This window comes from Ruegeria sp. CE12, from assembly GCF_056537525.1.
Window position 1 is genome coordinate 1 of the sequence record NZ_JBQFRS010000052.1, and the last position, 1150, is coordinate 1150.

Here is a 1150-nt window from a genome sequence, read left to right on the forward strand (position 1 = left end):
TCGCCAAGCGTTGGGAATCTCGCCTTGGTCGGGCCAGAGGTCGAACGTGAGACGCTGTTGCGTGAGATGGGAACGGGGCTATTGGTGACATCCTTGATCGGCAGTTCCATCAACCCAACCACAGGCGATTATTCGCGTGGCGCGTCAGGGTTTTGGGTTGAAAACGGCGAAATCACCTGTGCGGTCAATGAATGCACCATTGCAGGAAATTTGCGCGACATGCTTGGCACGATCCGTGCAGCAAATGATGCGCGCCCGCATCTGTCGCGGGTTATCCCCTCGCTTCTGGTAGAGGAGATGACGCTTGCAGGGGCCTGAGCGGCAAGATCGCGATGATCTGACCCTATTGATAGAAGCGGCCCGTGCCGCAGGCGAGATTGCCCTGCGCTATTGGCACAGTGACCCCTAGGCTTGGGAAAAATCCGAAGGGGCAGGCCCCGTCACAGAAGCGGATTTGGTAATCGACAAGATGTTGGCGAGCGATCTTCAGGTCGCGCGTCCCAGTTACGGGTGGTTGTCGGAAGAAAGCCATGATGACCCTGCCCGTCTGGCCGCGAAGCGGGGTTTCATCGTTGATCCCATCGATGGCACCCGCGCCTTTATGGATGGCTCTGGTGATTTCTCGCATGCATTGGCCGTTGTGGAAGATGGGCTCGTGCGTGCGGCGGTGGTCTATCTGCCTGCTGTCGGCAGGCTTTATGCCGCTGCGCGCGATGGGGGGGCGCTGTGCAATGAGACACCCTTGCGCATTTCAGGTCATGCCGAAGAAGAGGGCGCGCGCATTCTGACCACCAAGGTCAATTTTGAACCGCGCTATTGGCCACTTGGCGCGCCACCTGTGAGCCGCCATTTTCGATCCTCTCTCGCCTATCGTTTGGCCCTTGTGGGCGAAGGGCGCTATGATGGAATGCTGACCTTTCGCCCAACTTGGGAATGGGACAGCGCTGCAGGCAGTCTTATTGCCGCCGAGGCAGGCGCCAAGGTCTGCGACCGGGAGGGGCAGGCTTTGCGCTTTAACCGCCCCGACCCGCGAAGTGCGGGCGTTTTTGCAGGATCACGCGCCTTGGTGGATAAATTCATGGCGCGGCTTTCGGGTCAAACTGGCTTGACCGCCTGAGCCAAAACCTTAGGGTGCGCGCAGGTTTTCAAG

At 59.2% G+C, this 1150-nt stretch carries 1 protein-coding gene and 1 pseudogene; both read left to right on the forward strand.

Going from position 1 to position 1150, the window contains the following annotated elements; genetic code table 11:
* A partial coding sequence (locus tag ACR0IO_RS23055; protein ID WP_480745179.1) for a metallopeptidase TldD-related protein occupies positions 1 to 318 on the forward strand: 318 nt, incomplete at its 5' end.
* Positions 305 to 1117 (forward strand): annotated as a pseudogene (locus ACR0IO_RS23060) (3'(2'),5'-bisphosphate nucleotidase CysQ). The gene ACR0IO_RS23055 and the pseudogene ACR0IO_RS23060, both read left to right, overlap by 14 nt.
* The last annotated feature ends 33 nt before the right edge of the window (positions 1118 to 1150 follow it).